At 69.3% G+C, this 20584-nt stretch carries 17 protein-coding genes; 13 read left to right on the top strand and 4 right to left on the bottom strand.

What is annotated here, in order from left to right; genetic code table 11:
• The first annotated feature begins 34 nt into the window (after nucleotides 1–34).
• The 3 genes from AB8810_RS23355 to AB8810_RS23345 all read left to right on the top strand — a co-directional run bounded on the left by AB8810_RS23355 (nucleotide 35) and on the right by AB8810_RS23345 (nucleotide 4830).
• The gene (locus AB8810_RS23355; RefSeq protein ID WP_369915049.1) at nucleotides 35–2791 is read left to right on the top strand and encodes a TonB-dependent receptor; all 2757 of its coding nucleotides are present in this window, start codon (nucleotides 35–37) and stop codon (nucleotides 2789–2791) included.
• A 97-nt stretch (nucleotides 2792–2888) separates the two neighbouring features.
• Complete coding sequence (locus AB8810_RS23350; RefSeq protein ID WP_369915048.1) at nucleotides 2889–4193, top strand: aspartyl/asparaginyl beta-hydroxylase domain-containing protein; 1305 nt, start codon at nucleotides 2889–2891, stop codon at nucleotides 4191–4193.
• 43 nt (nucleotides 4194–4236) lie between these two features.
• The gene (locus tag AB8810_RS23345; protein WP_206229584.1) at nucleotides 4237–4830 is read left to right on the top strand and encodes a 2OG-Fe(II) oxygenase; all 594 of its coding nucleotides are present in this window, start codon (nucleotides 4237–4239) and stop codon (nucleotides 4828–4830) included.
• A gap of 25 nt (nucleotides 4831–4855) precedes the next feature.
• Here AB8810_RS23345 and AB8810_RS23340 read toward each other — a convergent pair whose 3' ends face one another.
• The 3 genes from AB8810_RS23340 to acs form a co-directional block, all read right to left on the bottom strand.
• Nucleotides 4856–5431, bottom strand: coding sequence for a manganese efflux pump MntP family protein (locus AB8810_RS23340; protein ID WP_179570031.1), 576 nt, complete (start codon nucleotides 5429–5431; stop codon nucleotides 4856–4858).
• 618 nt (nucleotides 5432–6049) lie between these two features.
• On the bottom strand, nucleotides 6050–6715 hold the full coding sequence (locus tag AB8810_RS23335; RefSeq protein WP_179570029.1) for a response regulator transcription factor: 666 nt from the start codon (nucleotides 6713–6715) through the stop codon (nucleotides 6050–6052).
• 147 nt (nucleotides 6716–6862) lie between these two features.
• The gene (acs, locus tag AB8810_RS23330; protein WP_369915047.1) at nucleotides 6863–8806 is read right to left on the bottom strand and encodes an acetate--CoA ligase; all 1944 of its coding nucleotides are present in this window, start codon (nucleotides 8804–8806) and stop codon (nucleotides 6863–6865) included.
• A 216-nt stretch (nucleotides 8807–9022) separates the two neighbouring features.
• On the opposite strand from acs, the gene AB8810_RS23325 reads away from it, so the two are divergent.
• The 9 genes from AB8810_RS23325 to AB8810_RS23285 all read left to right on the top strand — a co-directional run bounded on the left by AB8810_RS23325 (nucleotide 9023) and on the right by AB8810_RS23285 (nucleotide 19475).
• Nucleotides 9023–10429: a DcaP family trimeric outer membrane transporter gene (locus AB8810_RS23325; protein ID WP_179570025.1), complete on the top strand. Its 1407-nt coding sequence runs from the start codon at nucleotides 9023–9025 to the stop codon at nucleotides 10427–10429.
• A 132-nt stretch (nucleotides 10430–10561) separates the two neighbouring features.
• Complete coding sequence (locus tag AB8810_RS23320) at nucleotides 10562–12220, top strand: MFS transporter (RefSeq protein ID WP_179570023.1); 1659 nt, start codon at nucleotides 10562–10564, stop codon at nucleotides 12218–12220.
• A gap of 148 nt (nucleotides 12221–12368) precedes the next feature.
• Complete coding sequence (gene yjjG, locus AB8810_RS23315; RefSeq protein WP_369915046.1) at nucleotides 12369–13049, top strand: pyrimidine 5'-nucleotidase; 681 nt, start codon at nucleotides 12369–12371, stop codon at nucleotides 13047–13049.
• Nucleotides 13050–13424: 375 nt separating this feature from the next.
• Entirely contained in the window at nucleotides 13425–14861 is a 1437-nt protein-coding gene (locus tag AB8810_RS23310; protein WP_369915045.1) for a coniferyl aldehyde dehydrogenase, read from the top strand.
• Between the two features lie 444 nt (nucleotides 14862–15305).
• Nucleotides 15306–16319: a glycerophosphodiester phosphodiesterase family protein gene (locus tag AB8810_RS23305; protein ID WP_206229593.1), complete on the top strand. Its 1014-nt coding sequence runs from the start codon at nucleotides 15306–15308 to the stop codon at nucleotides 16317–16319.
• Between the two features lie 92 nt (nucleotides 16320–16411).
• On the top strand, nucleotides 16412–17296 hold the full coding sequence (locus AB8810_RS23300) for a peptidylprolyl isomerase (protein WP_369915044.1): 885 nt from the start codon (nucleotides 16412–16414) through the stop codon (nucleotides 17294–17296).
• A gap of 7 nt (nucleotides 17297–17303) precedes the next feature.
• Nucleotides 17304–18179 (top strand): hypothetical protein, encoded by an 876-nt coding sequence (locus AB8810_RS23295; protein ID WP_369915043.1) that lies wholly within the window; start codon nucleotides 17304–17306, stop codon nucleotides 18177–18179.
• An 88-nt stretch (nucleotides 18180–18267) separates the two neighbouring features.
• On the top strand, nucleotides 18268–19047 hold the full coding sequence (gene xth / locus AB8810_RS23290) for an exodeoxyribonuclease III (protein WP_179570013.1): 780 nt from the start codon (nucleotides 18268–18270) through the stop codon (nucleotides 19045–19047).
• The gene (locus AB8810_RS23285) at nucleotides 19044–19475 is read left to right on the top strand and encodes a GFA family protein (RefSeq protein WP_191826067.1); all 432 of its coding nucleotides are present in this window, start codon (nucleotides 19044–19046) and stop codon (nucleotides 19473–19475) included. The genes xth and AB8810_RS23285 overlap by 4 nt, the downstream gene beginning before the upstream one ends.
• Nucleotides 19476–19541: 66 nt before the next feature.
• Here AB8810_RS23285 and AB8810_RS23280 read toward each other — a convergent pair whose 3' ends face one another.
• Nucleotides 19542–19793: a GlsB/YeaQ/YmgE family stress response membrane protein gene (locus AB8810_RS23280; protein ID WP_003466992.1), complete on the bottom strand. Its 252-nt coding sequence runs from the start codon at nucleotides 19791–19793 to the stop codon at nucleotides 19542–19544.
• A gap of 129 nt (nucleotides 19794–19922) precedes the next feature.
• Between AB8810_RS23280 and AB8810_RS23275 the strand changes: the two genes are divergently transcribed.
• Nucleotides 19923–20546 carry a 4'-phosphopantetheinyl transferase superfamily protein gene (locus AB8810_RS23275; RefSeq protein WP_179570009.1) on the top strand — a complete coding sequence of 208 codons (624 nt, stop codon included), beginning with the start codon at nucleotides 19923–19925 and terminating at the stop codon, nucleotides 20544–20546.
• Nucleotides 20547–20584 lie beyond the last annotated feature (38 nt).

Below are 20584 nucleotides of genomic sequence, written 5' to 3'. Positions count from 1 at the left end.
GCGTTCTGTTGCCCATCACATGAGGTTTTCCCCAATGTCCGCACCAAAGAACAGACTCGCCCAGGCCATCTGCCTGGGATTGGCGACGCTTCCCGCCGCTTCGCTCTACGCACAGAGCGCCGACACCGCGGCGACGTCCGCCAGCGGCGCGGTCGACCTGGACCGCGTCACCGTGACCGGCTCGCTGGTGCGGCGCGTGGACGTGGAAACGGCCAGCCCGGTCACCGTGGTCGATCGCCAGCAGATCCAGCAGAGCGGCAAGCAGACCCTCGGCGACCTGATGCAGTCGCTGCCCGGCATCGCCGGCGATGCGACCAACCCGCAGGTCAACAACGGCGGCGGCGACGGCGCCTCGACCGTGTCGCTGCGCGGCCTCGGCGACCAGCGCACGCTGATCCTGATCGACGGCCACCGCATCCTCAACAACGACATCAACTCGATCCCGACCAGCATGATCGACCATGTCGAAGTGCTGAAGGTCGGCGCCTCGGCGCTGTACGGTTCCGACGCCATCGGCGGCGTGGTCAACTTCATCCTGCGCAAGAACTTCGAAGGCGGCGAATTCGTCGCCAACTACGGCCAGGCCAGCCGCGGCGACGGCGCGCGCCAGGGCGGCACCTTCACCTTCGGCAAGACCTGGGATCGCGGCAACATCGTGGTCGGCATCGACTACAACAAGCAGAAAGAGATCTCCTCGGCCAATCGCGCGTTCTCCAAGGACGCGATGTACCTGTCCAGCGGCAGCGTCTACAAGGGCGGTTCCAGCCGTACCCCGAGCGGCTACTACAAGCTGCCGGCGAGCACGCTGACCGCCAACGGCTGCAGCGCCGGCGGCGCGATGACCAGCAACGGCAGCGGCGGCTACAAGTGCTATTCCTCCTCCTCCGACGCCTACAACTACCAGTCGCAGAATCTGCTGATGACCCCGCAGCAGCGCGTCAACAGCTTCGTGCTCGGCAGCTTCAACATCACCGACAAGCTGCAGGCCTACGTCAACGCCTACCACAACCACACGATGTCGCACTATGCGATCGCGCCGCTGCCGTTCGACGCGCAGAGCGACGGCATCACCATCGCCGCCGATAACCCCTACAACCCGTTCGGCGTCGAGTTCGGTCCCAACGGCTACGAGTACCGCTCGCGCTTCACCTCGCTGGGCCAGCGCGAAGGCTTCTACGACACCACCACCGACCAGGACGTGCTCGGGCTGAAGGGCAGCATCGGCGACACCAGCTGGGTGTGGGACGCCAACTTCAACTACGGCCACTACCAGCAGCGCAACTGGAGCCATGGCTACGTCGACTACGCGGCGTTGCAGGATGCGATCACAGCTGGCGAGATCAACATCTTCGACCAGACCGATCCCAACACCGTGGCCTGGATGAACAGTCACGAGTCGATCCCGCGCTACCAGACCACGAGCATCACCCGCCAGTGGGAAGCCAGCGCCAACGGCAGCGTGTGGGAATTGCCGGCAGGCAGCGCGCAGCTGGCGGTCGGTGCGCTGTACCGCAAGGAAAGCCTGGGCTACACCGTCTCCAGCAACGCGCTGATCAACAGCGACAACACCTGCGACATCTCGTCCGAGGCCTGCTCCTCGCCGCTGAGCGGCTCCTTCAGCGTGAAGGAAGCCTATGCGCAGCTGTTCATCCCGGTTTTGGCGCAGTCCTCGCCGATTGGCGCGCTGAATGTCACCCTGAGCGACCGCTTCTCCGACTACAGCAGCGTCAGCTCGACCAACAACAGTGCCTCGTTCCAGCTGGAATGGCGCCCGATCCACGACCTGATGGTGCGCGGCACCGTGGCGCAGGTGTTCCGTGCGCCGACCATCTACGATCTGTACCAGGGTCCGACCGCGAATTCGCCGACCTTCACCGATCCGTGCATCGGCTACAGCGGCAGCGGCCACGAGAACGCCTGCGAAGGCGTGGAGGCCGGCTGGACCGGTTCCGGCCTGTCGCAGACCAATGCGATCGTGTCCGGCTCGACCTACGCCAACTACAATCTGAAGCCGGAGAAGGGCACCTCCTACGATTACGGCATCGTCTACAGCCCCGAGTCCGTGCCGGGCCTGTCGTTCAATGCCGACTGGTGGAAGGTGAAGCTCGACGACCTGATCCAGTCGATCTCCGCGCAGACCGTCGCCAACATCTGCTACAACGACAACAGCAGCCCGTACTGCAGCTATATCCACCGCTATGCGGCAGGCACGGTCAGCGCCGGCAACATCGATTACATCGAGACCCCGGTGGTCAACATCGGCAAGCTGGACACGCAGGGCATCGACTTCGGTGCCAACTACGCCCTGCCGGAAACCGCGTTCGGCAAGTTCACCCTGGCCCTGGACAGCACCTACCTGCAGCGCTACGACATCGACACCGGCGACTCGGTGGTGCACATGGCCGGCAAGTACAACTCGTCCTACGGCAACTACGCACGCTGGCGCGCACGTGGCCAGATCGGCTGGAAGCTGGGCAACTGGGACGCCACCTGGACCACGCGCTGGATCGGCAAGATCCAGGTCGGCAGCACCGACCTGTCGGAAAACATGTCCGCCGATGCGGCAGACAAGGGCGTGGTGCTGAACTACGGCAGCTACATGTACCACGCGCTGCAGCTGGGCTACGACATGAGCGACGCCAACATCCGCTTCGACCTGGGCGTGGACAACCTGTTCAACAAGCAGCCCCCGGTGCTGTACCAGAACAACGTGTTGAACGCGAACACCGACGTGAGCACCTACGACACGGTCGGCCGCTACTACTGGATGCGCGCCACCTATCGGTTCTGAGGGATGTCGGCCAGCGTCGCCTGCGCTTGCAGGCAGGCCGGCTCGTGACACGCGGCGCGCCCAACCGGGCGCGCCGTTTTTCGTTGAGGGGGTATCGATGACAGCGAGACGGGACGATCCATCGGCGCGGCTGCAGGCGCTGTGGCGTGGCTTCGAACAGGGGCGACTCGCGCAGGTGCAGGCGGCGGCCATAGCCTGGCAGGCGCAGGGCGACGCACCGCCGGCGCTGGACCTGCTGTTGGCCGCGCTGGCGCAGGAGGCGGGACTGTGGACCCATGCCACCGATCTGTACCGGGGCGTGGTGCGACGAGGAGGTGCGCTCGAAGCGCCGGCGCGGATGGGGTGGGCCGCGATGCTGTCGGCGCAAGGCGATGCGGCGGGCGCCGAAGGCGTTCTGCAAGACTTGCTGCGCCACCAGCCGGACCATTACATCGCCCATCTGCGGCTGGGCGAACTGCGCGCGGCACGCGGTGACGCATACGCGGCCGTCGGCAGCTACTACGCGGCCGTCGTGCATGCCCAGCGCCAAGGCCGCTGGCTGAGCGACGACAGCACCGCGCCGGCGTTGCGCGACCGCGTGCGCAGCGCGATGGCGGCAGTGGATGCCGGCCGTCGCGATCTGTTCCTCGGCTTGCTGCAACCGTTGCGCCGCAATTACGGCGCCGACGCGCTGGATCGGGTCGAGCGCGGCTTGCTGGCCTATCTGGGCCTGCTGCCGGCGCAGTACGCCGATCCCTTGCAACGGCCGACCTTCTTCCACGTGCCCGACGTACCGGCCGCCGCGTATCCGCCGCTGCACTTGTTCCCGTGGTTGCAGGAGTTGGAACACAGCACCGCGGCGATCCGCGCCGAGATGCTGGCCACGCGCGAGCAGGCCGACGCGTATGCGCCGTTTCTCGGTACGCCGACCGACCAGCTACCGCCAGGACTACTCGCCGGCGAGCGCGGCAGTCCCGCGTGGGATGCGTATTTCTTCTACCGCCACGGGCAGCGCGACGACGCGCATGCGCAGCAGTGCGCGCAGACCACGGCCGCGCTGGAGCGCACGCCGTTGGTGCGCATCCGCGCGCACGCGCCGGAGATCTGTTTCTCGGTATTGGCGCCGGGCACCCACATCCTGCCGCATCGCGGCGTCACCAACACCCGCCTGACCGTGCATCTGCCGCTGCTGGTGCACGGCGATTGCGCGCTGCGCGCCGGCGGTCACCTGCATGTGTGGCAGGAAGGGCGGGCGATGGTGTTCGACGATACCTTCGAACACGAGGCCTGGAACCGCAGCGACCGCCCACGCGTGATCCTGCTGATGGACACCTGGAACCCGCACCTGCAGCCGGTCGAACGCGAGGCGGTGACACGCCTGGTCGAAGGCATCGGCGATTTCAACGCGCAGGTGGCGCAGTGAACCGCAACCGACAGCGCAACGCGAGACAAAGGAAACGACACGCATGAAGCACGCCGATCTTCGCCACTATGTCCGCGTCTACGACGCAGCGCTGGATGCGGGCTTCTGCAGCCAGCTGGTCGCGCAGTTCGAACACGCGTCGGCGCAGCACCGCCACAACGGTGCCGGTGCGCGTGCCGGCCTGGACGACAGCGCCTGGACCGAACTCAACGTGACCCGCGCGGCCGATCCGGCCTTCCAGGGGTTCTTCATCGAACAGGTGCGCGCGGCGCTGGCGCGCTACAACGCCGATCTGGGCCTGTCCGCAGCGGTGCCGTGGCGCCCGCGCCTGGCCGACCTGCGGATCAAGCGCTATCGCGCCAGCGCCGGCGAGCGCTTCCAGCCGCATTTCGACGCCTGCGACGAGGAGACCGGCCGCTACCTGGTGCTGCTGTGGTATCTCAACGATGTCGCCGAGGGCGGGCAGACCCGCTTCGTCGACCTGGACCTGGAGGTCGCGCCGCGCGCCGGGCGCCTGCTGATGTTCCCGCCGTACTGGATGTACATGCACGCCGCCCTGCCGCCGCGCAGCGGCGACAAGTACATTCTCTCCACCTACCTGGAATTCACCGCCAAGCCGGCGCCGCCACAGGGCTGAGCCGGCAGCGGCGGGCGTGCGCGGATCAGCCCGCGCCGTGCAGGTGTTCGAACAGGATGGTGCTGCCGATCGCGATCAGCAGCGCGCCGCCGACGATCTCCGCGCGCTTGCCGGCCAGGGTGCCGAGCACGCGGCCGAGCATGATGCCCAGGGTCACCATGGTCAGCGTGCACAGGCCGATGACCACCGCGACCTCGGCGATGTTGACGTCGAGGAAGGCCAGGCCGACGCCCACCGCCATCGCGTCGATGCTGGTGGCCAGGCCGGTCGCGGCCAGGTTCCAGAAGCCGTGGCGCTTGGGCGCTTCTGCGGCAACCTCGGGCGCCTCGGGCTTGAGTCCGGCGACGATCATGTGCACGCCGAGCGCGCCGAGCAGGCCGAACGCGATCCAGTGGTCGAACGACACCACGTACTTGGAAGCGGCCTGGCCGAGCGTCCAGCCCAGCACGGGGGTCAGCGCCTCGATGCAGCCGAAGATCAGGCCGGCGCGCAGTGCGTCGCGCCACAATGGTTTGCGCATGGCCGCGCCCTTGCCGACCGCCGCGGCGAAGGCGTCGGTGGACATGGCGATGCCGAGCAACAGAATCGAAAGAAACGACATGTGGGGGACCACGCCGGGGCAGAAGACGAACGACGAGCGCGCGCGCCCGGCTTTCGCCACGCAAGCTCGCCGCTGGTCTCGCCAACCGAGATGGTTGCCCGCACCACGGCGCAACGGCCGAGTGTGTTGATGCGGGCGCTGTCCGGATACGCGGGACAGCAGGCTACTCCCCAAGGGACGCGCAGTCTAACAGCGGCGAATGCCGACGAATACGCTTCGAACGCACGCGAACCTGCAGCTTTTTTTCTTAGCAACAGCTATATGCGCGGATGCCGACGGCACGCCGGCGTCGGTGCGCCGAAGCCGATTCGGGAAGCCTATTCGGTGCGCGGCAGCCATCGCTGGGTGTGCAAGCGATGGCCTGCGATGCGCGAACAGCGGTCGCGGCTGAAGCCGCTCCTACAGGGCTACGTCGAGGTCCGATGCCATCCCCTGTAGGAGCGGCTTCAGCCGCGACCGAAAACCTCCAGGGCCGCTACAGCCCGTGGAGTGCGCTGCGAGTGCCGCGATATGGAAACCCCGCCTGCAAGTGCAGTCGCACCGGCCTGGCGCGCAGCGACCACGCCACGCCACGCCGCGGTGAACCTTGGCGCACGCATCCGCCAGAACCCAGCGCGCTCAGTCCTCTTCCAGCGGCAGCACGATCGCGTCGCTGTCGATGGCCAGCTTGCCGGCCATCAGCACCGCCTGGGTGCGGTTGGTGACGCCGAGCTTGCGCAGGATCGCGGTGACGTGGGCCTTGATGGTGGCTTCGGACACGCCCAGGTCGTAGGCGATCTGCTTGTTGAGGCGGCCGGCGCCGAGCATCTGCAACACGCGGAACTGCTGCGGGGTCAGTTCGCGCAGGCGCTGGCCGACCTCGCGCTCGGCGCGGTCGGTGGGCGGCAGGTTGTGCGCTTCCGGCGGTGCCCAGCGCTCGCCGTCCAGCACCGTGCTCAGGGCCAGGCCGATGGTGTCCGAATCGGCCGACTTGGGAATGAAGCCGAACGCGCCGTGGTCCAGCGCGCGGCGCATCACCGTCGGTTCCTCGCGCGCGGACACCACCACCACCGGCAACTGCGGATGCAGCGCGCGCATGTGCACCAGCGCGCTGAACCCCTGCGCGCCGGGCATGTTGAGATCCATCAGCAACAGGTCGGCATCGGCGTGATGGTCGGCCAGCGCGTACAGCGCCTCGACGCTGTCGGCCTCGTACAGCTGCACCCCCGGCATCACCCGCTGCACCGCCCCGCGCAGCGCCTCGCGGAACAGGGGGTGGTCGTCGGCGATCAGCAGGGTAGGCATTTGGGGGGCCGGGAATGGAGAATCGGGAATGGGGAATGGCAACGGCAAAAGCAGGATGTCGGGCGCCTTAGGTGATGAAGCGATCGGGGAACGGCTTTTCCCATTCCCCATTCTCGATTTCCCATTCCCGAACGAACGACCAGCGCGTCAGCGCGTCAGTCGTTCGTTAACAAGCGAATCGACCACCGACGGATCGGCCAGGGTCGAGGTATCGCCGAGCTGGTCGGGCGCGTTCTCGGCGATCTTGCGCAGGATGCGGCGCATGATCTTGCCCGAGCGGGTCTTGGGCAGGCCCGGCGCCCATTGCAGATGGTCGGGCGCGGCGATCGGGCCGATCTCCTTGCGGACCCAGGCCACCAGTTCCTTGTGCAGGGCGTCGCTCGGCTGCTCGTCGGCCACCAGGGTCACGTAGGCGTAGATGCCCTGGCCCTTGATGTCGTGCGGGAAGCCGACCACCGCGGCCTCGGCCACCTTCGGATGCGAGACCAGCGCGCTCTCCACCTCGGCGGTGCCGATGCGGTGGCCGGAGACGTTGATGACGTCGTCCACGCGGCCGGTGATCCAGTAGTAGCCGTCTTCGTCGCGGCGGCAACCGTCGCCGGTGAAGTAGCTGCCCGGGTAGGTGCGGAAATAGGTGTCGATGAAGCGCTGGTGGTCGCCGTAGACGGTGCGCATCTGCCCCGGCCACGAGTCGCGCAGCACCAGGTTGCCTTCGGTGGCGCCTTCCAGGAGTTCGCCGTCGGCATTGACCAGGGCCGGCTGCACGCCGAAGAACGGCAGCGTCGCCGAGCCGGGCTTGAGGTCGATCGCGCCGGCCAGCGGGGTGATCAGGATGCCGCCGGTCTCGGTCTGCCACCAGGTGTCCACGATCGGGCAGCGGCCGTCGCCGACCACATCGTAGTACCAGCGCCAGGCTTCGGGATTGATCGGCTCGCCGACGCTGCCGAGCAGGCGCAAGGACGCGCGCGAGGTGCGCTTGACCGGCGCCTCGCCCTCGCGCATCAGCGCGCGGATCGCGGTCGGCGCGGTGTAGAAGATCGTGACCTTGTGCTTGTCGATGACGTCCCAGAAGCGCGACACGTTCGGGTAGTTGGGCACGCCTTCGAACATCAGCGCGGTGGCGCCGTTGGCCAGCGGCCCGTAGACGATGTAGCTGTGGCCGGTGACCCAGCCGACGTCGGCGGTGCACCAGTAGATGTCGTCCTCGCGCAGGTCGAACACGGTCTCGTGGGTGTAGGCCGCGTACAGCAGGTAGCCGGCGGTGGTGTGCAGCACGCCCTTGGGCTTGCCGGTGGAGCCGGAGGTGTAGAGGATGAACAGCGGATCCTCGGCGTTCATGCGCTCGGGTTCGCACTCGGCCGGCTGGCTGTCGACCACGTCGTGGAACCAGCGGTCGCGCGGGGCCTGCATGTCCACCGCGCCGCCGGTGTGGCGCACCACCAGCACGGTTTCCACGGTGGTGGTGCCGGGCAGCTTCAGCGCCGCATCGACGTTGGCCTTGAGCGGGATCTTCTTGCCGCCGCGCAGGCCCTCGTCGGCGGTGATGATCAGCTTGCTGCCGCAGTCGATCACCCGGTCGGCGATCGAGTTGGGCGCGAAACCGCCGAACACCACCGAGTGGATCGCGCCGATGCGCGCGCAGGCCAGCATCGCCACCGCCGCATCGGGAATCATCGGCAGGTAGATGGTGACGCGGTCGCCCTTCTTGACCCCGAGCGCGCGCAGCGCATTGCCCAGGCGGCAGACGCGTTCGTACAGCTCGCGGTAGCTGACGGTGTAGGACGGCGCGTCCGCGCTGTCCGGCTCGAACAGCAGCGCGGTCTTGTCGCCGCGCGTGGCCAGCTGCCGGTCCAGGCAGTTGACGCTGGCGTTGAGCTCGCCGTCGTCGAACCAGCGGATATGGAAATCGTCCAGGGCGAAGTTCACGTCCTTGATCCGGGTCGGCTTCTTGAACCAGTCCAGGCGCTCGGCGGCCTGGCCCCAGAACGCCTCCGGCTGTTCCACCGATTGCCGGTACAGGGTCTGGTACTGGGTCTTGTCGACCCGTGCCCGGGAGGCGAACTGCGGATCGACGGGGTAGATATCAGCCATGGTGCCCTCTGCAATGAACGGGGCGCCGCATGCGGCGGCGCGTCATGGCGCAGTTTGCCGCATTCACCGTTAAGCGCGCACGCGCCGGGCTTTAGACGATGGTCGTAAACCCAGCCGCCGTTCGACTAATGGCCAATAGGCGCGACCGGCCGCGGCGCGCACTGTGCACCCAGCCGTGCCTGCGCGCGGCGGACATCCATTATTCGGGAGGGAGTAATGAGCAACCGCATCGCATCCTTGGCACGGCGCCCGTTGGCCGCCGCGCTGTTCGTCGCGCTGATCGCCCCGGGCGCGGCCTTCGCCCAGAGCGGCAAGACCCCGTCGGCGCGCGAACAGGCGCTGGAAGCCCGCGTGGCCGAACTGGAGCGCCAGGTCCAGCTGCTGCTGTCCTCGCAGCAACAGCAGCAGGGCCAGATCGCGCAGGCGCAGAGCGAGGTCGCCGCCGTGAAGTCGAGCCAGGTCGCGCCACCGGCGGTGCCGGCCGGCAAGGCGCCGATCCAGGTGACCACGATCACCCCCGGCGCCGCACCCGGCACCACGTTCAAGGTCGGCGGCTTCATCAAGGCCGATTTCCTGGCCACCCGCACCGGCGACGGCCAGCTCGCCGACGATGCCACCGGCCGCGCGCTGTACCTGCCCGGGCAGACGCCGGTCGGCGGCGGCAAGTCCGGTACCGACTACAACGCGCACGCGAAGTTCTCGCGGATCAACTTCGGCGTGGACAGCGTCACCGACGCCGGCAACAAGGCCGGCGCGCTGGTGGAGCTGGATTTCTTCGGCAATTCGCTGGGTACCCAGACCGCCACCAACACCTACGGCGCCACCCTGCGCCACGCCTACATGTACTGGAACCACTGGCTGGCCGGCCAGACTTGGTCGAACTTCATGGACCCGGCGGCGCTGCCGGAAGCGGCCGACTTCATCGGTCCCACCGACGGCGTGATCTTCGTGCGCCAGGCGCAGGTGCGCTACACCAACGGTGGCTTCAGCGTCGCCTTGGAGAACCCGGAAACCACCATCTACAACCGCAGCGCGACCGGCGTGATCACCAGCGCCAGTTCCGACCGCGGCGCGCTGCCGGACCTGACCGTGCGCTACGGCTGGAAGGGCGACTGGGGCAGCTTCGGCATCGGCGGCCTGCTCGGCCAGCAGAAGGTGGACAACCGCGCCACCGGCGCCGACGCCAGCAAGGTCTCCGGCGGCCTGACCCTGGGCGGCAAGTGGGTGGCCGGAGACAGCGACAGCCTGTTCTACCAGCTCAGCGGCGGCGAAGGCATCGGCCGCTACGTCGGCCTGGGCATCGCCCAGAACGCGGTCTACGACGCGGCCGACCGCGACCTGGACACGGTCGGCGTGGTCGCCGGCTACATCGGCTGGCGCCACGCGTTCTCGCCGAAGTTGCGCACCAACCTGATCTACGCGCGCAGCGACTACGACAACGACACCGCGCTGACCGGGCTGGGCGTGACCAAGAGCGTGCAGAGCATCCGCGGCAACATCTTCTACACGCCGATGCCCAAGGTCGATGTCGGCGCCGAGCTGATGTACGGCAAGCGCGAGATCGAAAGCGGCGCCAAGGGCGACATCACCCGCCTGCAGTTCACCACCAAGTACAGCTTCTGAGGCTGCGGCGGCGCGGCGCCCGGGAGGGCGCGCCGCGCTGCCGCGGACTCGCCATGCACCCGCGACGGACCGCGCCACCCGACCATCCTGACCGCCACCGCCACACCACCCGCTTCGGAGGGGAAGCTTCCTATGTCCAGCACCGCCATCAACCCGTCGGGTCAGCCCCTGACCAAGGGCCACAAGAAGGTCATCTTCGCCTCCAGCCTTGGCACCGTCTTCGAGTGGTACGACTTCTATCTGTACGGCTCGCTCGCCGCGATCATCGCCAAGCAGTTCTTCAGCGGGGTCAACGAGACCACCGGCATGATCTTCGCGCTGCTGGCCTTCGCCGCCGGCTTCTTCGTGCGCCCGTTCGGCGCCGCGTTCTTCGGCAGCCTGGGCGACCGCATCGGCCGCAAGTACACGTTCCTGGTCACCATCCTGATCATGGGCATCTCCACCTTCCTGGTCGGCGTGCTGCCCAACTACGCCAGCATCGGCGTGGCCGCGCCGGTGATCCTGATCGTGCTGCGCCTGGCCCAGGGCCTGGCGATGGGCGGCGAATACGGCGGCGCGGCGACCTACGTCGCCGAGCACGCGCCGCCGGGCAAGCGCGGCCTGTACACCAGCTTCATCCAGACCACCGCCACGCTGGGCCTGTTCCTGTCGCTGCTGGTGATCCTGGTGTGCCGCCTGACCCTGGGCACCGAGGCGTTCGAGGCCTGGGGCTGGCGCATCCCGTTCCTGGGTTCGATCATCCTGCTCGGCGTGTCGGTGTGGATCCGCCTGCAGCTGAGCGAATCGCCGCTGTTCCAGCAGATGAAGGCCGAGGGCAAGGGTTCCAAGCAACCGTTCCGCGACAGCCTCAAGGACGGCAACTTCAAGCTGATGCTGATCGTGCTGCTCGGCGCCACCGCCGGCCAGGCCGTGGTCTGGTACGGCGGCCAGTTCTACGCGCTGTTCTTCCTGCAGAGCACGCTCAAGGTCGATCCGACCGTGTCCTACCTGCTGATCGCCGCGGCACTGGCGCTGGCCACCCCGTTCTTCCTGTTCTTCGGCTGGCTGTCGGACAAGATCGGGCGCAAGAAGATCATCATGCTCGGCTGCCTGCTGGCGGCGGTGACCTACATGCCGCTGTTCAAGGGCATCACCCACTTCGCCAACCCGGCGGTGGAGGAGGCGCGCAGCAAGTCGCCGGCGCAGGTGCTGGCCGATCCGGCCACCTGCAGCTTCCAGTTCGATCCGGTGGGCGTGCGCAAGTTCACCAGCTCCTGCGACGTGGCCACCGCCGCGTTGACCAAGGCCGGCGTGCCGTACGAAGTGCAGCCGGCCGCGCCGGGTTCGCTGGCGCAGGTGCGCATCGGCGGTAGCCAGGTCGCGTCCTACGAGGCGGCCGGCCTGAGCAAGGCCGACGCCAAGCCCAAGGCCGATGCCTTCGGCAAGGAGCTCAAGGGCGCGCTGACCGCGGCCGGCTATCCGGAGAAGGCCGATACCGCGCGCATCAACATCCCGATGACGATCCTGCTGCTGTGGGTGCTGGTGCTGTACGTGACCATGGTCTACGGCCCGATCGCCGCCTTCCTGGTCGAGCTGTTCCCGACCCGCATCCGCTACACCTCGATGTCGCTGCCGTACCACATCGGCAACGGCTGGTTCGGCGGCTTCCTGCCGGCGATCTCCTTCGCCCTGGTGGCCGGTACCGGCAACATCTACTACGGCCTGTGGTATCCCATCGGCATCGCGTTGATGACGCTGGTGCTGGGTACGCTGTTCCTGCGCGAAACCCGCAACGTGGACATCACCAAGTAAGCGGACTCGCCCTTGCGCCGGATGCGTCCGGCACTGCGACGCCGGCCCTGTGCCGGCGTCGTCGTTTGCGCGGCATGTCAGCGGCGCTGGAACCGACGGCGGCGGCAGGCGATTACCATGCGCGCTGGACACACAGGCAGACCGCCGCATGCGCTACCGCTGGATCCTGTTCGACGCCGACGACACCCTGTTCCGCTTCGATGCCTATGCCGGCCTGCAGCGCATGTTCGCCGGCTACGGGGTGGCCTTCGCCGAGCAGGACTACGCCGACTACACCGCGCTCAACCGGCCGTTGTGGGTGGAGTACCAGAACGGCGCGATCACCGCGCTGCAGCTGCAGCAGCGCCGCTTCGCGGGCTGGGCGCAGCGCCTGCAGACCGCGCCGGAGACCTTGAACGACGCGTTCCTGGCGGCGATGGCCGAACTGTGCGCGCCGCTGGACGGCGCGGTGGCGCTGCTCGACGCGCTGCGCGGGCGCGCGCGGCTGGGGCTGGTCACCAACGGCTTCACCGCGCTGCAGCAGGCGCGGCTGCTGCGCACCGGCCTGCACGACCGGTTCGAGGTCGTCGCCATTTCCGAGCAGATCGGCGTGGCCAAGCCGCACCCGGGCATCTTCGCGCACGCGCTGGCGCAGTTGGGCGATCCGCCGCGCGCGCAGGTGCTGATGGTCGGCGACAACCCGCACGCCGACATCGCCGGCGGCCTGGCCGCGGGATTGCACACCTGCTGGATCAACGCGCACGGCCTGCCGGCGCCCGATGGCATCGTGCCGCATTACGAAGTGGCGACGCTGGCGCAGTTGCAGGCCTTGTTGCTCGAAGCGACATGACCGCCCGTCGCGCCGCCGCGCGCTGACGCGCACTCTGCACGCCGCCGCGCCCCTTCGCCGCCGCGCACCCTGTAGGAGCGGCTTCAGCCGCGACACACCGGTCGGCGCAGGCCATGCGTGCTGAGGGAGGAACCGAAACGCTTGCAGGATGGTTGATGGCAGGCATCCGACGCCGTCGGGGCGAGGCCCCGTCTGCACGGCGGCGGCGCACCGGTCGGCCCGTTGTGGGAGCGACTTCAGTCGCGACGCGGCAAACCCTCGGTCACCCGCCAAGCGCGCTCCGGCATGGCCGCGACCATGGCCGGCCGACGCCACGCCACCGCCTGTCCTGCATCGCCCGCATCGGGGCCAGGTGCCGCATCGTATAGTGCGCGCATGTCCATTTCCGACCCCACTTCGAGCGCCACCGACACGCCGCTTGCCGACCTGCCGGTCACCCTGCAGCGGCTGCGCGCGGCCTGGCAGGCGGCCAAGCCCGACCGGGCGCAACGCCGCGACGACCTGCAGCGGCTGCGCGCGGCACTGAAGCGGCGCCTGCCGGAGATGGCCGATGCCATCGCCGCCGATTTCGGCCATCGCTCGCGCCACGAATCGCTGCTCGCCGACGGCATGACCGTGCTCGGCGAAATCGATCACCTGCTGCGCCACCTCAAGCGCTGGATGCGGCCGCAGCGCGTCGGCGCCGGTTGGCGGCTGTGGCCGGCGCGCGCCGAAGTGCGGCCGGTGCCGGTCGGCGTGGTCGGGGTGATCGCGCCATGGAACTACCCGGTCAACCTGGCGCTGATCCCGCTGGCCACCGCGATCGCCGCCGGCAACCATGTCTACCTGAAGCCGTCCGAGCACACCCCGCGCACCGCACAGTTCCTGCAGTCGCTGCTGGCCGAGGTGTTCCCGCCGCAACGTGTGGCGGTGGCGCTGGGCGCGGCCGAGGTGGCCGGCGCCTTCGCCGCGCTGCCGCTGGACCATCTGGTGTTCACCGGCTCCACCGCGGTCGGGCGCAAGGTGATGGCGGCCGCCGCGCCGAACCTGACCCCGCTGACCCTGGAACTGGGCGGCAAGTCGCCGGCCATCGTCTGCGCCGACTACCCGCTCGCGCAGGCCGCCGCGCGCCTGGCCACCGGCAAGTGGTTCAACGCCGGACAGACCTGCATCGCCCCGGACTACGTGCTGATCGATGCCGGCCGCAGCGCGGCGCTGGTGCAGGCGCTGCGCGCGCAGGTGCTGGCGCGCTACGGCGACTTCGCCGCGGCCGACGACTACACCCGCATCGTCAACGAGGGCCAGTACCGACGCCTGCGCGGCTACCTGGACGACGCGCGCGCGCGCGGCCTGGAGGTCGTCGAACTGGCCAGCGTCGAACGCGAGCGCGCCGAACGCGAGCGCCTGATCGTGCCGACCGTGGTGCTGCAGCCCGGCGACGATGCGCTGCTGATGCAGGAGGAGATCTTCGGCCCGATCCTGCCGCTGCGCAGCTACCGCACGCTGGACGAGGCGATCGCGCTGGTCAACGGCCGCGACCGGCCGCTGGCGCTGTATCCCTTCAGCCACGACCGCGCGCAGGTGGAGGCGATCCTGCACGCCACCGTCGCCGGCGGCGTCACCGTCAACGACAGCCTGCTGCACTTCGCCGCCAATGCGTTGCCGTTCGGCGGCATCGGCCCCAGCGGCATGGGCGCCTACCACGGCCGCGCCGGCTTCGACGCCTTCAGCAAGGCGCTGCCGATCCTGTGGCAGTCGCGCCGGGCCGCCAGCGACTGGCTGAAGCCGCCGTACGCCCGAATCGCGCGGCTGGTCGATCTGCTGCTGCGCTGATCGCGCAGGCCGGGACGCGCCTGCGGCGGCCACGGCCGCTTCGAACCCTGGACGCACACCGCGACGCGCGCGCCGTGGCGCAGGCGCGTGCGCGAAGCCGCCCGCCGTAGACAACGGCGGCGGCAAGCGCCAAGCGCAGCGGGCTGCCGTGGCGTCGTCGTGCGCCGGCAATAATTAATTCATAGTTAGTAATTAGATTCTGCCCCCGACGCCACCGCCGATCACGGTCGGCTTCGGCCTCTGCGCGGCCCGTCGCCGCGTTCGGAGCGCGCAGCAAGCGAGCCCGCCGCAGCGTCGACCTGCAGGCGCTCGTCCACCCTTGGCGCCACTTCTTTCCAACTGGGACAGAGACTGATGAACACCAACCTCGTGCAACATCCGCTGGCGCGCGCCTGCCGCGTACTGGCGGCGCTGGCCACCCTGGCCGCCGCGCCGCAACTGGCGCTGGCGTCCTGCAGCGACAGCGTCGAAACCAAGATGAGCCACATCATGTTCAAGGACGGCGGCGGCAACAGCGTCGTGCTGGCGCACCGCGGCCTGTGGGGCAAGTATTCGGGTATCGGCGACATGCCGGAGAATTCGCGCGGCGCGCTGCAGACCGCCAACGACCAATGCATGGACGGCGTCGAACTGGACATCAAGATGACCAGCGACGGCGTGCCGGTGGTCCTGCACGACTACAACCTGGGCCGCACCACGAACGTGTGGACCGCGTTCCGCGGCGGCACCGAGTACAACCCGGCCAACAACACCGGCACCAACCCGGCGGTGAGCACGGTGCCGTGGTCCACGGTGAGCAAGCTGTTCCTGCTCACGCCCGACCGCCGCACCACCACCGGCTACCACGTGCCGCGCGTGGACGAGCTGTTCGCCTACTACAAGCAGCACAACCTGAAGACGCCGATGGTGTTCGACATCAAGGACGCCGCCTCGGTGCGCGCGGTGAACCGCGCCGCCGACGCCGCATTCTCGGTCGCCGAAGGCAACTACGTCGCCGCCAAGGTCAACGCGACGCTGTATCCGACCCGCGCCGCGTACCGCGCTGACGGCAACGGCATGATCGGCATCCCGGTGTTCACCACCAACATGCTGACCAAGATCGACGTCGCCAATTCGATCCTAGCCTGGATCACCGAGCGCAAGTCGATGGAGGTCAACGTCAAGCAGCTCGGCGGCCTGCTGCAGAAGGATGCAGACGCCGTGCGCGAGTCCGGGGTCCGGGTCGGCGTGTTCCAGGCGATCCCCGACGGTCCCGGCGGCGGGCAGTTCTACAACAATACCGGCGCCTGCTGCTATCGCCTGTCGGACCTGTATTTCTCCTACTCCGGCGGCCGCGATACCGCGGACAACCGTGGCGACCTCAACTACATCGTCAACCAGCAAGCCTTCGACCTGATCACCACCGACGATCCGAAGACCGCGATGGCCTACCTGCGCGCACGCGGCAAGCACGACTGAGCCGTTGTGTTCGACCGGCCGGCCCGGACGGGCCGGCCGTTTCCGACGACGGCGCGCCCGCGCCGTCCGCTACGCCATTCCAGGAACCGACCATGTCCCTTTCCCTCGCCAAGCGCGGCGCCGCCGTCGCCTGCCTGCTTGCGGCCTGTCATCTTGCTGCCGCGTCCGCCGCCGCTGCCGCCGCTGCCGGTCGCCCCGGCGCCGATCCGGTGGTGCTGCGTGTCGGTGCCTCGCGCTTCACCGCCAGCGAATACCGGGCGCTGGCCGGCAACGGCGCGCCGACCACTGCCGGCATCGACGATCCGCAGGCCGTGCGCCGGTTCGCCGACCGCGTGATCCTGCTCGAGCAGGCCAGGCAGCACCATCTCGAACGCGATCCGGTGGTAGCCGCGCGCCTGCGCCAGGCCGCCGACGCGATCCTGGCCGAATCGGCGATGGCCGCGCTGGCCAGCAGCGCACGCATCGACGCGGTGCAGCTGCAGCAACAGTTCGAGGCCCATCCCGGCGACTACGACGAATACCAGCTGAGCCACATCTTCGTGGCCTTGCATCCGCAATCCGACGCGCGCCGCGGTCACGACCTGTCCGAGGCGCAGGCGCTGCAGCGGGCCGACGCGCTCAGGCGGCAACTCGACGCCGGCACCGACTTCGCCGCGCTGGCGGCGCGCGAGTCCGACGACGGCAGTACCGCGATGGACGGCGGCCGGCTTTCATCGACGTTCGGCCGCTACCTGGCCGACCCGTTCGTCGCCCCGGTGCAGCGGCTGGCGGTGAACCAGGTATCGGCGCCGGTGCGTGGCCCCGACGGCTACCACCTGATCCGGCTGGACGCCAAGACCGAGGCACGCTTCGATGCGGTGCGCGGGCAGATCGAGGTGCAGCTGCGCGAACAGGCGGCGGCGCGGGCGCTGCAGCAATTGCGCCAGACCCATCCGCTGAGCTTCGACCGTGCGGCGTATGCCGCCGCGGCGCACTGAGCCGGGCATGCACGAGAGCGTACGCGCGCGTGCGCCGACCGCGACGTTGGGTGGTCGCCTGGGCGTGGCCGCCGCGGCGTTGGCATGCGCGGCGCTGGCCATCGTGCTGCTGCGGCCGTCGGCGCCAGCCACGGTCGCCGGCGCCACGCGGCCGCGCACGCAAGCCGCGGTGACGCGAGGGCTGCCGGAGACGCCGCCCGCGGCCTTCGCGGCAACGGCCACGCCGCCGCCTTCGGCCTGGACCGCGGGCGTGGACGCGCAGCGCATGTACGCCATCGCCATGCAGTACGACGCGTGCCGGCAGCGCGCGCAGGCGCCGCCGCCCAGCGCCGTGTTGCCGCCCGGGATCGACGAGATGGACCGCGCGGCGGCCGCGGCGCAACGCGACGCCGAACGTCAGCGCCGCGACGCCTGCGCCGGCATCGGCCGTGCGCAGTACGCGCAGATCGACACGATCCTGCGCAGCGCCGCCGCGCAGGGCGACGCGGATGCGCAGCGCAGCTTGCTGGCGCGGCGCATCCGCAGCCTGCTCGACCGCGCCGGCGCCGGCCAGCGGCCCGGCGAACGGATTGCGCTGTCGGCGGCCGACGTGCGCGAGGCCGAGGCCGTCGTCGCCGAGCTGGAAACGCTGGCGCTGCGCTGCGACCGGCCCTCGATCGAGGAACTGGCGCAGGTGTTGGAGTCGCCGATCCCGGCCATCGCCGATCCGGCCTATGCGGCGGCTTGGCGGCTGGCGGCGCGGCAGGCGCCGGGACAGCCGTTCCCGCCGTCGGAACGGCTGCTGGGCGGCGAGGAACTGCTCGACGCGCTGGACCCGGCGCAGCGGCAGCAGGCGCTGGCCCTGGCCCCGGACCTGTACGCGCAGTGCTGCGCACGCCGCTGAGCGGGCGCCGCCACCGCCGCGCCGGATTGGCCGTCGCGGCGGGCAGCGGTCAGAATACCGGCCGGCTGCCCCGACATGGATTCTCCCCTTGAAGATCGCCTCCTGGAACGTCAACTCGCTCAACGTGCGCCTGCCGCACCTGCAACAGTGGCTGGAGGCGTTCGCGCCGGACGTGGTCGGCATCCAGGAAACCAAGCTGGAAGACCACAAGTTCCCGGACGCGGCGCTGGCCGCGGCCGGCTACCGCAGCGTGTTCGCCGGGCAGAAGACCTACAACGGCGTGGCGATCCTGTCGCGCGCGCCGGCCAGCGACGTGCAGATCGGCGTGCCCGGCCTGGACGACGAGCAGAAGCGGGTCATCGCCGCCACCGTCGGCGACCTGCGCATCGTCAACCTGTACGTGGTCAACGGCCAGGACGTGGGCACCGACAAGTACGCCTACAAGCTGCGCTGGCTCGAGGCGGTGCACGACTGGCTCGCCGCCGAACTGCAGCGCCACCCGCGCATGGTGGTGCTGGGCGATTTCAACATCGCCCCGGACGCGCGCGACGTGCACGATCCGCTGGTGTGGAGCGACAACCACATCCTCACCTCCACCGCCGAACGCGGCGCGCTGCACAAGCTGCAGGCGCTGGGCCTGCACGACGGCTTCCGCCTGCACCACGACGACGGCGGCATCTTCAGCTGGTGGGATTACCGCCAGGCCGGCTTCCGCCGCGACCTCGGCCTGCGCATCGACCTGACCCTGGTCTCCGACGCGCTGAAGGCGCAGACGCGCGCGGCCGGCATCGACCGCGAACCGCGGACCTGGGACCGCCCCAGCGACCACGCGCCGGCCTGGATCGAACTGGGGGAGGGCGGCGCGTGAACGAACGTCATCCGCGCCGCTGGATCGACAAGGTCGGCGACACCGCGATCGCGCCGCTGCACCGGCTCAGCTGCCACTGCGGCGCGGTGCAGATCGACCTGGAACTGCCGCACGGCATCGTCGATCCGCGCCGCTGCAACTGTTCGCTGTGCCGCCGCCGCGGCGCGATCGTCGCCTCGGTGCCGCTGGCCGCACTGCACGTGCGCGAGGGGGCCGACGCGTTGCGCCTGTACCGCTTCAACACCCATACCGCGCAACATTATTTCTGCGGCGTGTGCGGGATCTACACGCATCACCAGCGCCGCTCCGATCCCAGCGAATACGGCTACAACGTCGGCTGCCTGGACGGCGTGGATCCGTATGCGCTGGCCATCGCGGTGCCGGTCAGCGACGGCGTGCATCATCCCGCCGACCGCGTCGCCAGGTGAGCGGCGCCGCAAAAGCAAACGCCCGGCGGACCGGGAGTTTGCACACACCTGCGGGGGCGTTTGCGCTTAGCGCGCGCGGCCGCGGGTGAACAGGTTGACGATGGCCAGCAGGATCACCGCGCCGATCAACGAGTACAGGAACGTCCACAGCGTGATCGCCTGGTTGATGCCGCCGCCGAACAACCAGCCGGCGATCAACGCGCCGACGATGCCGACGACGATATTCAGGATGATGCCCTGCTGTGCGTCACGGCGCATGATGATGCTGGCCAGCCAGCCCACGATGCCGCCGACGATCAACCAGATGATGATGCCCATGGGTAAGACTCCTCGGTTCTGCCCGCACCGGGAGCGGTGTGGCGTGCGCCATTTAAGGAGCGCTGCCGTGAAGCGCCCGTGTACCCAGGCATGGCTGGCGCAGCGGCCATTGTGCTTTGTGGGCGCCGCGTGAGCGGGCCTGCCGAAGCGCCGTTGCGCCCGGATCCCCCCGATTGGCGGTTCGGCCCGGTGGCGCTGTGGCTGCGTACGCATCCGCCGCGCACGCCCGGCGAGGCGCAGGCGCGGCGGCTGCTGTCCGTCGAGCTGGCCACGCCGGAGGCGCAACTGCCGCTGCGCCGCGACGAACGCGGCCGGCCATGGCTGCATGCGCCGTTGGCGCATGTCGGCACCGGCTGGAGCCACAGTGGCGACTATCTGCTGGTGGCGATCGGCGCGCATACGCGGCTGGGCGTGGACATCGAACACCAGCGCGCGCGGCCGCGGTTGCTGGAGTTGGCGCAGCGTTTCTTCCATCCCGACGAGGTCGCGGCGTTGCAGGCGCTGGCCGAGCCGGCGCGCGAGGCATGGTTCTTCCGCCTGTGGTGCGCCAAGGAAGCGTTGCTGAAGGCGCACGGGCACGGGCTGTCGTTCGGGCTGCACCGACTGCGCTTCGCCGAAGACGGCGCAGGCGTGCTGCAACTGGCCTGGTGCGACCCGGCGCTGGGTGAGGCCGCGCGCTGGCGGGTGCACGAGTGGGTGCCGGTGCCGGGCTATCGCGCCGCGCTGGCCTGGTATCCGCTCGCGTCCGCGTAGGCGCCGCTCCTACAAGGAAGCGGCAGCGAGGCGGGTGT

Source organism: Xanthomonas sp. NCPPB 3005, assembly GCF_041228095.2.
GTDB lineage: Bacteria > Pseudomonadota > Gammaproteobacteria > Xanthomonadales > Xanthomonadaceae > Xanthomonas_A > Xanthomonas_A bonasiae.
This window is presented reverse-complemented; position numbering and strand designations above follow the sequence as displayed.

Excerpts from the sequence above, each read along its gene's own strand:
- AB8810_RS23355 (WP_369915049.1), top strand. The coding sequence starts at position 35 with ATGTCCGCACCAAAGAACAGACTCGCCCAGGCCATCTGCCTGGGATTG.
- AB8810_RS23350 (WP_369915048.1), top strand. The coding sequence starts at position 2,889 with ATGACAGCGAGACGGGACGATCCATCGGCGCGGCTGCAGGCGCTGTGG.
- AB8810_RS23345 (WP_206229584.1), top strand. The coding sequence starts at position 4,237 with ATGAAGCACGCCGATCTTCGCCACTATGTCCGCGTCTACGACGCAGCG.
- AB8810_RS23340 (WP_179570031.1), bottom strand. The coding sequence starts at position 5,431 with ATGTCGTTTCTTTCGATTCTGTTGCTCGGCATCGCCATGTCCACCGAC.
- AB8810_RS23335 (WP_179570029.1), bottom strand. The coding sequence starts at position 6,715 with ATGCCTACCCTGCTGATCGCCGACGACCACCCCCTGTTCCGCGAGGCG.
- acs (WP_369915047.1), bottom strand. The coding sequence starts at position 8,806 with ATGGCTGATATCTACCCCGTCGATCCGCAGTTCGCCTCCCGGGCACGG.
- AB8810_RS23325 (WP_179570025.1), top strand. The coding sequence starts at position 9,023 with ATGAGCAACCGCATCGCATCCTTGGCACGGCGCCCGTTGGCCGCCGCG.
- AB8810_RS23320 (WP_179570023.1), top strand. The coding sequence starts at position 10,562 with ATGTCCAGCACCGCCATCAACCCGTCGGGTCAGCCCCTGACCAAGGGC.
- yjjG (WP_369915046.1), top strand. The coding sequence starts at position 12,369 with ATGCGCTACCGCTGGATCCTGTTCGACGCCGACGACACCCTGTTCCGC.
- AB8810_RS23310 (WP_369915045.1), top strand. The coding sequence starts at position 13,425 with ATGTCCATTTCCGACCCCACTTCGAGCGCCACCGACACGCCGCTTGCC.
- AB8810_RS23300 (WP_369915044.1), top strand. The coding sequence starts at position 16,412 with ATGTCCCTTTCCCTCGCCAAGCGCGGCGCCGCCGTCGCCTGCCTGCTT.
- AB8810_RS23295 (WP_369915043.1), top strand. The coding sequence starts at position 17,304 with ATGCACGAGAGCGTACGCGCGCGTGCGCCGACCGCGACGTTGGGTGGT.
- AB8810_RS23280 (WP_003466992.1), bottom strand. The coding sequence starts at position 19,793 with ATGGGCATCATCATCTGGTTGATCGTCGGCGGCATCGTGGGCTGGCTG.